Origin of the sequence: Ureibacillus chungkukjangi, assembly GCF_044795995.1 — a bacterium.
Classification (GTDB): Bacteria; Bacillota; Bacilli; order Bacillales_A; family Planococcaceae; genus Ureibacillus; species Ureibacillus chungkukjangi.
This window is the reverse complement of record NZ_CP085009.1, coordinates 1,934,111-1,946,796: the sequence shown is the minus strand read 5'-3', so window position 1 is coordinate 1,946,796 and position 12,686 is coordinate 1,934,111. Positions and strand designations below refer to the sequence as shown.

8 protein-coding genes are annotated in these 12,686 nt (G+C 34.9%); all 8 read left to right on the top strand.

Annotation, left to right across the window (positions count from 1 at the left end; genetic code table 11):
- Window positions 1-30 precede the first annotated feature (30 nt).
- Entirely contained in the window at window positions 31-3,261 is a 3,231-nt protein-coding gene (locus tag LG296_RS09605; protein WP_181418057.1) for a response regulator, read from the top strand.
- A gap of 21 nt (window positions 3,262-3,282) precedes the next feature.
- Window positions 3,283-4,131 carry a protein-glutamate O-methyltransferase CheR gene (locus LG296_RS09600; RefSeq protein ID WP_107936400.1) on the top strand — a complete coding sequence of 283 codons (849 nt, stop codon included), beginning with the start codon at window positions 3,283-3,285 and terminating at the stop codon, window positions 4,129-4,131.
- A 147-nt stretch (window positions 4,132-4,278) separates the two neighbouring features.
- The gene (locus LG296_RS09595) at window positions 4,279-5,268 is read left to right on the top strand and encodes a VanW family protein (RefSeq protein ID WP_107936398.1); all 990 of its coding nucleotides are present in this window, start codon (window positions 4,279-4,281) and stop codon (window positions 5,266-5,268) included.
- Between the two features lie 308 nt (window positions 5,269-5,576).
- Window positions 5,577-7,685, top strand: coding sequence for a methyl-accepting chemotaxis protein (locus LG296_RS09590; RefSeq protein ID WP_107936396.1), 2,109 nt, complete (start codon window positions 5,577-5,579; stop codon window positions 7,683-7,685).
- A gap of 118 nt (window positions 7,686-7,803) precedes the next feature.
- Complete coding sequence (locus LG296_RS09585; RefSeq protein ID WP_107936394.1) at window positions 7,804-9,339, top strand: spore germination protein; 1,536 nt, start codon at window positions 7,804-7,806, stop codon at window positions 9,337-9,339.
- Window positions 9,336-10,445: a GerAB/ArcD/ProY family transporter gene (locus LG296_RS09580; RefSeq protein ID WP_107936392.1), complete on the top strand. Its 1,110-nt coding sequence runs from the start codon at window positions 9,336-9,338 to the stop codon at window positions 10,443-10,445. Before LG296_RS09585 ends, LG296_RS09580 begins: the two co-directional genes overlap by 4 nt.
- Window positions 10,442-11,563 (top strand): Ger(x)C family spore germination protein, encoded by a 1,122-nt coding sequence (locus tag LG296_RS09575; protein ID WP_107936390.1) that lies wholly within the window; start codon window positions 10,442-10,444, stop codon window positions 11,561-11,563. The genes LG296_RS09580 and LG296_RS09575 overlap by 4 nt, the downstream gene beginning before the upstream one ends.
- Before the next feature lie 78 nt (window positions 11,564-11,641).
- On the top strand, window positions 11,642-12,556 hold the full coding sequence (locus LG296_RS09570) for a VanW family protein (RefSeq protein WP_107936455.1): 915 nt from the start codon (window positions 11,642-11,644) through the stop codon (window positions 12,554-12,556).
- Window positions 12,557-12,686: the final 130 nt, after the last annotated feature.

Sequence of the window (12,686 nt, the reverse complement as noted above, 5' to 3'; positions counted from 1 at the left end):
TTTTATATGTGTTTATTGGAGCGTGTAGCCATGAAGGTACGGACAAAAATGCTATTAGCAATATCAACATTACCTATTTTAGTGCTATTAATTATCGGTAGTGGATGGTTACAAATCTCTCATTTGAATGCTACTAGCGAGCAAATCCATGGAAATTTTAATTCATCTGTACTGGCAGCTACTATTCGTGCAGATATTAAAGACCAGGGAATGTATTTAAGGAATCTAGCTATTTATTTTAACGAACAAGCCATCACGGAAGAACTGGCCAAAATTGAAGTAGAGAGCAAGAATGTACAACGAAATATACTTCTTTTAGAGGAAAATGTAAAAAGTAAGAACCATAAAGAATTAGTAACCCGTTTGAAAAACGTAAACGAGGATTTTGAAATTTATAAAAATCAAATGGTTTCACTAACCAGAGAGAATAGAAGAGAAGACGCGAGAAGGCTTATTAGTGAAAGCTCAGAACAACTGCATGAAAACTTTACAATCGTGTTAAGAGATATCGCTGCAGCCTACGATGAGGAGCTTGAAAACTCTTTAGTCGAAATGAGTAATAATACACAAAGGGAAACACTCCTAAGCTCAATCTTATTGGCTGTTGCCATTCTGATCATCATGACAATCATCCTAAAAAATGTTTTTTCGGTTTCCAATCGCATTATGAAGATGACGACCATCATGCGTAATATTTCAGCAGGTAAAATAAGCCTGACAACAAAAATTGATGTAATAGCTAATGATGAATTCGATAGAGTGGCTAAATCCTTTAACCAATTGGCCTTGATATTAGATCGACAAATTGAGTTAGAAAAAGAATTGACGTGGAGAAAGTCGAATTTAGCCGAGATTTCTTCTAGTATAACTGGGTCGCACAATCTTGAATATCTAGGTAAGACTTTGCTGTCAAAGGTTGTACCTTTAGTAGAGTCGAACCATGCCGTATTCTATGCAAAGGATTTTAATAATCGAAACAAAGATCAATTTAATCTCATTTCAACCTATGCACTAGAAGATGTGAAATCTATAAAGAAGACAATTCTCTTTGGAGAAGGGTTACTTGGACAAGCAATTGAAGAAAAACGAGCCGTTTTTCTTTCTGAACTTCCATCAGATTATATGAAGATATCTTCTAGTCTAGGTGCAACAACACCAGTAGATGTGGTAATTTTACCAATTCTATTTGAAGGTGAGGTTAATGCGGTTCTTGAAATTGCTGCTCTAAAGCCAATAGGCGAAGCCCATAAAGCATTCCTAGAAGAAATGATTGCAAATCTAGGAATTATTATTGAAAGTGTCGTAAGTCGTTTACAATTAGCTCAGCTTCTTGAGGAATCGCAAACTCTGATGGAGGAGGTTCAAGCTCAATCAGAAGAATTACAAAATCAACAGGAAGAGCTAAGAGCAACAAATGAAGAGCTTGAAGAACAAACTCAAAGCTTACGCCAATCAGAAATTAAGCTACAAATTCAGCAGGAGGAATTAGAGCAAACAAATGCAGAACTAGAGGAAAAAGCAAAGAGTCTGGAAAACCAAAACGTGAAGTATGAGGAAGCCAACCGTATTGTTGAACAGGCGAGAAAAGAGCTTGAAGTAAAAGCTGAACAACTAGCCCTAAGCTCTAAATATAAATCAGAATTCTTGGCTAACATGTCTCATGAATTGAGAACACCTTTAAATAGTTTAATCATCCTATCAAAATTATTAGCAGATAATTCAAATGAGAATTTGTCTGATAAACAGGTCGAGTATGCAAAAACGATTTATTCATCTGGGAATGATTTGTTGATTCTAATTAATAATATTCTAGATCTCGCAAAGATTGAATCAGGTAAAACAGACATTATTCCTAGTGAAGTTTCAATTCAGGATTTAGTGGAATTCGTCGAAAATAATTTCGCAGCTTTAGCGGATAATCAAAAAATCAACTTCGAGGTGAAGGTCCTAGAGGACATTAGACCAACGATTTTCAGTGATCAAATCCGAATACAACAAGTGTTGAAAAACCTGTTATCAAATGCGTTTAAATTCACGCCAGCCGGGGAAGTTTCCTTACAGATTTCAGAAGACACGTTGAAAACGAAAAAGTATGGGAAGCCTGTAATTGCGTTCTCGGTTGTTGATACTGGTATTGGACTTTCTAAAGATAAGTTACATATTATTTTTGAAGCTTTCCAGCAAGCGGATGGAACGACTAGTAGAAAATATGGTGGAACTGGCCTAGGTTTATCCATTAGTAGGGAAATTGCCTCCCTTTTAGGTGGGGAAATTGAAGTGGAAAGTGAAGAAGGAAAGGGAAGTCGATTTACCTTCTATCTTGCCGACTATGAAGAACAACTAGTAGAGAATCTGGTGACAAGTCCTCTAGAAGTAGCAGCTACTTCTTTAGATACGAGCGTTGAACCCGAAATACCGGCTATTAATGTAGCTTTACCAGATCAATTTACTGAAACTAGTCATATCAAACGGCTACTAATTGTTGATGATGACCTGAACCAAAGAAATAGCTTGATGGAGCTTATTGGGAATATGGACTTTATTATTAAAGCTGTGTCTTCAGGAGAAGAAGCCATTGAAACGTTAAAAGTTTCGGCAGTTGATTGTATCATTCTTGATTTAGGGCTATTAGATACAAATGGCTTCGAATTACTAAGTAAAATAAAAAATAATGTGGCCAATGAACATATAAAAGTGTTCATCTATACAGGTCGTGATTTAACACTTAAAGAAGAAATCGACTTAAACAAATATGCCCATGCAATTATTATCAAAAATGAGCATTCTCCTGAAAGATTAGTTGCAGAGCTTGAAGCTTATTTGGAAGATTCAAGCATGCTGCCTCATAATACAGATCTATTTATTCAGCGTGTTCAGTCAAAACAGGGGTTATTAGGAAAAAAAATTCTCCTTGTAGATGATGACATTCGAAATGTATTTGCTCTATCAAGTGTTCTTGAAATGGCAGGCATGAATGTCGTATTTGCCGAAAACGGATTAGAAAGCTTAAAAATGCTAGACGACCATCCAGATATTGACCTTGTGTTAATGGATATTATGATGCCTGAGATGGATGGCTACGAAGCGATTATTAAAATACGTGAAAATCCACTTTACGAAAATCTTCCACTTATTGCTCTTACAGCTAAGGCAATGAGGGAAGACAAAGAAAAATGCCTGGAAATCGGTGCCTCAGATTATATTGCAAAACCTGTAGAGCCCGATCAATTAATTTCTCTTATTAAAGTATGGCTATATTAATGAGATGAGGAATGCATAGCAATGGACCAGCTAACTCTAGAAAATAATCAGGGAGAGGATTTCGAAAAAATCGAGATTTACCTACTGCTTGAGGGTATTTATTTGAAATATGGCTATGATTATCGAGACTATGCCTATCCTTCTATTAAGAGACGAGTATGGCATCGAGTCCATGCTGAAAATTTAAATAGAATTTCCAGCTTATTGGATAAGGTTTTACATGATTCGTCCTGCTTTGAACGGTTAATCGCTGACTTTTCTATAAACGTAACCGAGATGTTTCGGGATCCTCTATTTTTCAGGACGTTTAAAGAGAAGGTCATTCCTGTATTAAAAACTTATCCTTCTATTCGAATCTGGCATGCTGGCTGTTCTACAGGTGAGGAAGTGTATTCGATGGCCATTCTCCTCCAAGAAGCGGGACTTTACGAAAAGACAAAAATTTACGCAACTGACATCAATACGGAAGTTTTAAAAACTGCAAAAAACGGATGCTTCTCCTTAGAGCATATGAAAAAATACACAAATAATTATATGCAGGCCGGTGGAGATGAGGCGTTCTCTGATTATTATAAAGTAACTGATGCAGGTGTAAAGTTTCATACGTTTTTAACGGAAAACGTAGTATTTGCACAGCATAACCTTGTTACTGATAGCTCCTTTAATGAGTTTCACGTCATCCTTTGTCGAAATGTCTTGATCTACTTTAACAAGGACCTACAAAATAAAGTACACACTCTTTTTTATAATAGCTTAGGGAAATTCGGCGTTCTCTGTCTAGGAAACAAAGAATCCATCAACTACACGAACTATAATAAGATGTACGAGGAGATAAGCCCTTCCCAAAAGATTTACAAAAAAATAAAGTGATCCCTACTACTATTCTCGAAAATGCTTCTGGACGCATTTTCGAGTTTTTTTATCGTAACTTATGCTGCTTTTAACGAGAGTCATATTCGCCCCTTATTGAATACACTAATTGTTGGAGAAGGATGTCGAATTAAGGGGGGCTTGCAAATGAAAGCTATTTTCATTTTCATGATGCTAGTATTGTTGACTGGATGTAGCGAAGAAAGCACTGAAGATGCTCCAATTCAACAAAGTGTTACAGAAGAAAGTAATCAACACGTAGACGTAGAAAATCCTCAACAAGAGGAGGCAACCTCAGAAGAACAATCAAAGACCACTGAACTTACCGGCGAAATAAATGTATTCGATCCTGTTACAAACTCTGTTATCGCTACATTTTCCACTACTGAATTAGGATATCATACAGATTATTATTCTTACGTAAACCAAATCAAACAGCTAGCAAAAGACTTAGCTCAAGGCACCGATTCAACAGAAGGCTATGATCAGCGAATGTTCCTTGATAAAGTAAATGAAAATGGGGAATTAATCAAAGGCCATCCTATGGTTATATTAAAAGAAAGTGAGCTTGTGGAACGAATTCTTGAAATCTCTCCAAATGGAGGCAATGTGGAATTGCCTATTTATATTACGGAAACAGGATATGACCGTAGTGAGTTTGACTCACTCGAAGAAGTGATTATTGCTTCATATACAACCTATTTTAAAGCTTCAGATGTGGGTCGTACGCACAATATCCGTCAGTCCTCTGATGCGATTTCAAAGGTGATTGTAGGGAATGGAGATTATTTTTCATTTAATACAATGGTCGGTCCAAGAACAAAGGAAACAGGCTATCAGGAGGCACTTGAAATCGTTAATGGTGAATTTGTATTGGGGATTGGTGGGGGGATTTGCCAAACTTCTTCAACTCTATTTAACGCAGTAGACCAACTATCAGTAGAATATGTTGAATGGCATCATCATTCAAGAGATATTGGTTATGTGCCAAAGGGTAGAGATGCTACTGTGTCATATGGGACCTTGGATTTTAGATTTCATAATACCACCGGTTTTCCATTTATGATTATTTCAACAACTACTGAAAACTCGATAACCATTGAGATTCGAACTTCCGAGCATTATACCTATCATTAACTTAAAACAAACGATATTGTCTAAAACAATATCAGGTTTCCCCTTTAAAATAGGCACTTTTATCGTGCCTATTTTTTAATATAAAAAAGATAAACTCTTAAAAAATTACTATATTATAAAATTTTACATACTTTTTAACTAGTTTATATTTTCCATTTAGTAGTAATGTTCTAAAATTATATTTAATTACCATTATTTTTAGTATATAATTAATTCTGAAAATAATATTTTTAAAGGGAGGATTTTACTGCATACACTTCATAATTCCTAAAATTGAATACTAGAACGGCACCAAGGGGGTTTCTTTATTGTTTAGCAAATATCTAAAGCCAAACAAGCTTAAAAAACAGAAAATTCAAAAGGATCCAACAGAATCTAAAAAGAGAAAAGCTCAGAAAGAACCGCGTAAGCAGAAGCCTCTCAAAGATTCAAAGAAAAAGAGCAGGATTAGTATCCGTACTAAATTTGTAGGGGCTATTTTACTCATCTCTATTATTCCTTTAATAGCAGTATCTTTCTTTATTCAAAATAACAATAGTAGTATTTTGATAGAAAAAGAACAAAATGCTATGCAGGATTTAGCAGTAAGTAAGTCCTTATCCATTGAACAATGGTTTAACACACAAATCTCTGAAATGCAGGTTGCTGCTGCAAGTGATGTTATGAAAACAATGGATACTGAGAGTGTGTTATCATACATCAATATGCTAGAAAATCGTTCAGATGTGTTTGATACTATGTTTGTTATTGATAAGAACCGAACAGTAGTAGCACATACCCTCAAAGGTGAGGTTGGTGCAGATTATAGTGATCAAAGCTATGTACCTACTGTGTTTGGTGGTAAATCTGTTATTTCAGAGGTTATCACACTAGATAATTCGGACAAGCGAGCTGTAGTTGCTGCTACACCAATTATGAATGACAAGGGTTTAATTGTAGGTATTTTAGCTGGTGCAGCTAATCTTGATGCCTTGATTAGTACATATTTAGCTGAGGATGAAAACTCATCAAATTCTATTACATTAGTCGATGAGCAAGGAATTATACAGGAGCATCCATCAGAAGAGTTAATTGGAACAAAATTTAACGAAGCAAATCTTGGTGAATTAGGGTCTTATTTAGAGAAAAGTGCTAAAGAATCAGGGATTTCTACATTTGACTTTAATCATGAAGAATACATCGTTTCTTATACACCTATTAGTTCAGTAGGTTATGGGCTAGCTATTTATACACCTAATGATGAAGTACTTTCCGAGTCAAATGCACTTCGTGATGCAACAGTCATAATGATTATCATTGCTGCAATAGCAATTATAATAGTAACCTTTGTGATTGTAAGAAGTATCACAAAACCAATTTTAGTTCTATCCTCGAAAATGGAGAAAATTGCAACAGGTGATCTGACGACATCCATTATTAAAACGAAGAGAAATGATGAAATTGGACAGCTCTCAAAAAATTTCAACCTGATGATTGACAATATTAAGCATCTTGTTTCAGAGATTAAGAAAGCCTCTGATAAAGTTCTTTCTTCTTCTGAAGAATTATCTGCAAGCTCAGATGAAACAGTGCAAGCAACGGAGCAAATTGCTGCATCGATACAAACGATTGCTTCGAATACTGAAACTCAAGTAAGCTTTACAGAGAACGCCAAAAATGTAGTTGTTAATATATCAAATGGTATTTCTACGATAGCTGATAATATCGAAAGAACGAATGAGCTTTCAAGCCAAGCAGTCGATGCATCGAATTCCGGTACAGAAGTAATTGGCAATACGATTAGCTACATGAAAACCGTTGAAGAAAAAACAAATGCAGCATCGGTAACAATCAACGGACTAGGGAAGAAATCTTCTGAAATTAATGACATCATTTCTGTTATTACTGATATTGCAAGTCAAACAAACTTACTTGCACTGAATGCGGCTATTGAAGCGGCTAGAGCGGGTGAGTATGGTAGAGGTTTTGCAGTAGTAGCTGATGAAGTTCGCAAGCTAGCTGAACAATCCAGTAAGGCATCTGGTCAAATTAGTGAGCTGATAAAAGATATTCAACATGAAATTTCCTTATCGATTCAAGCTATGGATGAAGGGAATACAGCTGTAAATGACGGAAAAGAGTTAGTCGTAAGAGCTGGCAGTGAATTTGAAAACATTGCAAAAGCCGTGGATAAGGTTTCAATTCATATGAGAGAAATTTTAGAGGAGAGTCAGCATATCAACAGCTCTTCCGAGAAAATGGTTGATGAAATTGACCATATTTCCAAAATCTCGATAGAAGCATCTCGAAATACACAAGAAATCGCTTCGGCATCAGAGCAACAAAATAGTTCTATGGAAGAAATCGCAGCCTCGGCAGATAATCTAGCTACTATGGCAGATAATCTAAAGGCCGCTGCACAAGCATTTAAAATGTAACTATCAGGCAATATTTTCGTGTAACAAGCGAAAATATTGCCTTTTTCATCTAAACAAAAAGTATAGATCTATGCTATTCAGACAATCCTATGAAAAGATAGGAAATGGAGAGAAATTTATGTTTGGAATGAAAAAGATTAGAAAAATAAATAAATCAAATGATTCTTCGGCGAAAACTGAAGCTAAACATATTAAAATTCCGTCGTCTAAGGTGGAATTCATTGAAAAACTAAAAGAGATTACACACTCACCAGCAGATTTAATGATAAAGGAAATTAGTGACACCATTACGATTATCTATGTTGACTTTTTAATTGATGTAAATACTTTAAATGAACAGATTTTACCAACACTTGAAAAAACAGATTGTGCAACACCCAGAATTATAAAAGAGAGCCTTTTAGTTGCTGAAGTTGACTTAGGTTCAGAGTTGAATAAATGTGTACTTGAAATGTTAATTGGTGCAGTATTAATTCATGTCGAGGGGAATTCTGAACTCGTCATTGCTAAGATATCAGCGTACCAGACGAGAAGTTTAACAACCCCTGAAAATGAATCCCAAGTTATCGGGTCACAAATAGGCTTCAATGAAAGTCTTGCAACGAACATTTCATTAATCCGTAGGTATATTACAAACCCTAACTTAAGTAATGAAAAATATGTTATAGGGAAAGAAACTAATACGTCATTATCCGTTTTATATATTAAAGGCATTGCCTCCGAAGAGTATGTGAATACTGTTCGCCAAAGAATTATAGATTTGGATGTTTCCGATATTTTAGATAGTGCAATTTTAACTGAATTAATAGATGATAATTCTTTAACCATTTTCCCTCAAATGCTTTTAACTGAAAGACCCGATAGATTTTGTGATGGACTATTAAGTGGAAAAGTTGGCATAGTGGTAAACGGAAGTTCTATGGCTATCCTATGTCCTTATACCTTTTTCGAATTTTTCCAGAGTAGAGAAGACCAAAACCTTCGTTGGCCAATAGCTACCTTTTTAAGGTTATTAAGGTTTAGCGCTATCTTAATATCAATCTTTTTTACACCTATATATGTTGCTACCTTAACATTTCACTATGAAGTGATTCCACAGCCTCTATTAGTACCTTTAAGTGAATCGAGAGCGATAGTTCCATTTCCACCAATTATCGAAGCTTTATTTTTGGAATTAATAATTGAACTATTACGCGAAGCTGGGGCACGTTTGCCTACCAAAGTAGGACAAACAATCGGGATTGTTGGAGGGATTGTCCTGGGAACAGCAGCTGTTCAAGCAGGGATTACAAGTAATATTTTAATCATTATTATTGCTTTATGTGCCTTATCTGCTTTTACTACTCCAAATTATGTGATGGGTAATGTAATTAGAATTTTACGTTTTCCAATCATTTTTTTAGCTGGATTTTGGGGCTTTTATGGCATTATGTTTGCTTTTTGTTTACTAATTATTCATTTATTAAGACAATCGAGCCTTGGTGCTCCTTATTTGCAACCATTCTATCCACCGAGATGGAAAGACATGGCTGATAGTGTGATAAGGTTACCTCTCCCGTTTATTAATCGTCAACCGATACTTACATCTAGAAAAGTAAACGATAAGGCGTCAAATAACAACTCTTCAAATGAGGAGAAGATGAAGCAATCATGAAATCCTTACTCCAAATAAGCAACGATCAAAAGTTTAATGCACCTCTCCTATTTTTTGTAGTGGTAACTAGTCAAATAGCGGTTGGAATTCAGGGATTTCAACGTCTTATCGTAAAGGATGCAACTCACGATGCATGGATTTCAATCTTATTGAGTTTTCTATTTTCTCACTTTATTGTATATGTCATGTTTAAAACACTGGAAATATATTCAACAAACGATTTGTTTGGCATTCAGCTAGATTTGTTTGGCAAATACCTTGGTCATTTAATAAACTTTTCATATGTTATTTACGTATCTTTCGCCTTTTTTGTGGTATTAAAAAATTACACTGAAATCATCACAACATGGGTTTTTCCAAATTTATCACAGGTATTTATCTCAGGAACTCTTTTGATACTTGTCATTTATTCATTTACAGGTGGGTTGCGGGTAATAATTGGAGTTTGCTTCATTAGCGTTGTTTCCACTATTTGGATGCTACTTCTACTCCTCTTCCCTTTAGAATATGCACATTATAATCACCTTCTACCCGTACTATCAAATGATCTTGTAAGTATCTTAAAAGGTGCATATTCAATGACGTTTACAATTGTTGGATTTGAAGTTGTCAATATCCTGTACCCATTTGTAAAAGATAAAAACAAAGCACAAAAATATGTTCACTTTGGTTTGTTTTTTACTTGCTTTGTATATGTATTTGTTATGATTGTTACCATAGTATATTTTAGCAATGAGCAATTGGAAAAGACAATTTGGGCATTGCTTACATTATTTAGCATTATAAAGCTTCCTTTTATTGAGAGAATTGAAATTATTGTTATCTGTTTTTGGTTAATTATTATATTACCTAATCTTTGTTTATTTTCTTGGTCTGCATACCGGGGCATTGTTCGGATAAAGAATATTAAAGGAACAACATTTATTTGGATTTTTACTATTTTAATTTTTTTTGTTTCATTACCAGTCCAATCACGACATGATATAAACCGGATAAATAATATATTTAGTAAAATTGCATTTTACGTCGTTTTTATCTATCCATTGTTTCTCTATATTATGGCATCAACTAAAAAGATTTTGAAAAAATGGGTGAAAAGTAGTTGAGAAAAATAAAATTAATTTTAATCTTGTTAATATGCTGCTCGTTAATCACTGGGTGTGCGGAAACTAAAATTCTAGAAAGAATAAGTTTAGTAACGTTAATTGGTTATGATAATGGAGATGAGGATAAGGTAACGGCCACTACAGTTGTTCGACAAATTAACCCGGAATTTGAAAGTAGAGTCGAAACTCAAACGGAAACCGAAGCAACGAGTAAAGGAACACGAATCAAAGTAGACATGAAAACTGCGAAGAAATTAGCAGCTGGTCAATTGCGGGTTGTACTATACGGTGAAGAGCTGGCGAAACAGGGGATAGAGGAATCCATTCAAACCCTGCTTTCAAATTCTGAAATTAGTACAAGTGTCTATTTAGCGGTAGTCAGAGGAGAGTCAAAAACCTTGATAGAACAGAACTATGAAGGAATATCTGACATTGGCCAACATCTGTATAATTTAATAGACCATAACATTGAGCAACAACAACTAATCTCTTCAACACTTCATGAAATAGGACGGGATAATCAATCAAAAGTACGGAATTTTGCATTACCAATCCTTAAAAAAGAGGGACAATTTATCGGAATTACTGGTACTGCTTTTTTTAATAAAGGAAAAATGGTTGGTGAACTACCATCAAGTGATATCTCCTATCTCGTGCTGATTTGTGATAGTTTTAAGTCCGGTACACTTGAACTTTCCTTGGATTCGGAATCAATAAGTCCCACAGTCGAGACGAAAGGTGACACCCTCAATTTGGCTGTTGACTCAATAAAATCAAAAAGTATTATAAAAGTAACCGATGCAAAAAAGAACGAATTTGATTTAAACATACTATTGAAATGTAGATTGTTGGAAACTTCTAATAAAATTGATATAAGTGATCCAAAAGTTAATAAGACAATAGAAAAAGCCATGAATGAAAAAATTGAAAGCGAAATCTCCAGGATTATTAAGTATACGAAAGAAATTGAATCGGACATCTTTGGTTTTGGGGAAGAATATAGATCGCAGGTTAGAGGCGCGAATCTAACAGAGGAGAAATGGATGGAAATGTATAAAAAAATGAAATTAAATATAAATGTGGATGTTGAGATTATAAGAAATGGCGTATATGAATAATAATTTATGATATTTCATCACGATTTGGGCAAGATAAACTCAACTACAGACAATAGTTAGGTTGGGTTTAGCGTGTTAATGAATAAAATTATACCGATTCTGATTATTCTTTTGCTTTCAGTCAATATCACAACGATTCAAGCTGAAAAAGAGGGAGACGAGTCAATCTCTTCTAGAACGATTAAAATTATAGATCCTTTTACAAAGGATCTTATTAAGACTTTTACACCGAGTGATTACGAGATCGCAATAGATATCACTCAATATAAGAAGCAAATTAAAGTGTGGGTGCGTGATTTTAGTGATGGCTATCGAAAGCCAATGATCTTAGATAAGATTGAAGAAAACGGCGAGCTCATCAAGGGAAGACCGCTAATAACTGTTAATGAGGAGGAGCTTGTTGAACAAATCGTTCAGCATTCGTTATCAGGTGGGGAAATTGAGCTTCCACTAAATTATAGTCAAAGTGATTATAGTGAGAAGGATCTCCCTTATTTTAATGAAGTAGTCCTTGCCTCTTACAGTACACGCTTTAGAGCATTTAACTCTGGACGCAGTAAAAATATCGAGCTTTCAGCAAATGCCATAAATAATGTAATAGTCGGTAACAACGATATATTTTCCTTTAATTCGGTCGTTGGGCCAAGAGATGTTGCATCCGGCTATCAAATGGCACCAGAAATAATAAAAGGAAAGATGGTCATGGGAATAGGTGGGGGCATATGCCAGACCTCTTCGACATTATTTAATGCGGTAGATCAGTTAGGCTTGAAAATTATTGAACGCCATAATCATTCAAGGGATGTTGGTTATGTACCAGAAGGCAGAGATGCAACAGTTTCCTTTGGAGGACTAGATTTTGTATTTCAAAACACAATTGGTGTTCCCTTTATTGTGAAAACCTATTATCAAAAAGGGGCTATTACTATACAGATTAAAACGTCAAAGGAATACGAACAGATTCTAAAAAATGAACTCAGTCATTTACAGTAAAGACACGTAAATCTCGTGTCTTTTTTCTTTTGGAAAAGAAAATCCCTTACTTGAGCTTTAAGCAGTAAAATAGCATAATGAGAATTAGTAGAATATACAGAAATTTTAGTTCGAAATATAAATGTAAATC

What these genes read in the sequence shown, in the direction of transcription:
- LG296_RS09605 (WP_181418057.1), top strand. Translation starts at nt 31, where the DNA reads ATGAAGGTACGGACAAAAATGCTATTAGCAATATCAACATTACCTATT.
- LG296_RS09600 (WP_107936400.1), top strand. Translation starts at nt 3,283, where the DNA reads ATGGACCAGCTAACTCTAGAAAATAATCAGGGAGAGGATTTCGAAAAA.
- LG296_RS09595 (WP_107936398.1), top strand. Translation starts at nt 4,279, where the DNA reads ATGAAAGCTATTTTCATTTTCATGATGCTAGTATTGTTGACTGGATGT.
- LG296_RS09585 (WP_107936394.1), top strand. Translation starts at nt 7,804, where the DNA reads ATGTTTGGAATGAAAAAGATTAGAAAAATAAATAAATCAAATGATTCT.
- LG296_RS09580 (WP_107936392.1), top strand. Translation starts at nt 9,336, where the DNA reads ATGAAATCCTTACTCCAAATAAGCAACGATCAAAAGTTTAATGCACCT.
- LG296_RS09570 (WP_107936455.1), top strand. Translation starts at nt 11,642, where the DNA reads ATGAATAAAATTATACCGATTCTGATTATTCTTTTGCTTTCAGTCAAT.